The following is a 249-nucleotide window of genomic DNA, read 5'->3' as shown; positions in this document are numbered from 1 at the left end:
TAAACACTACGTTCAATCCTAGAGGATAAATTGAAAGGTAATTTTCTGAATAAATCCCGCTCTGAATCAATACTCATAAATTCTGAAGTTAAGTCTATGGAGATTAACTCAAGATCTGACAATTGGGATTGCGGATTTGATTTAAAAAATTCATTTTACTCTCAATTGTTATCAGTATCTCTAATATTTTTTCATAATTTGCGGTAAAGCTGTTCATATTTAATCGTTTGTTAGACTATTAAATTTAGG

1 pseudogene is annotated in these 249 nt (G+C 28.9%); it reads right to left on the bottom strand.

The annotated features are described in order from the left end of the window. Positions 1–217: pseudogene (locus GNY06_RS15440) on the bottom strand (IS982 family transposase); the annotation flags it as partial. Between the last annotated feature and the right edge of the window lie 32 nt (positions 218–249).

This window comes from Elizabethkingia argenteiflava (assembly GCF_009904105.1).
GTDB lineage: Bacteria > Bacteroidota > Bacteroidia > Flavobacteriales > Weeksellaceae > Elizabethkingia > Elizabethkingia argenteiflava.
The sequence above is the reverse complement of the archived record's forward strand: the minus strand, read 5'-3'. Positions and strand labels throughout refer to the sequence as shown.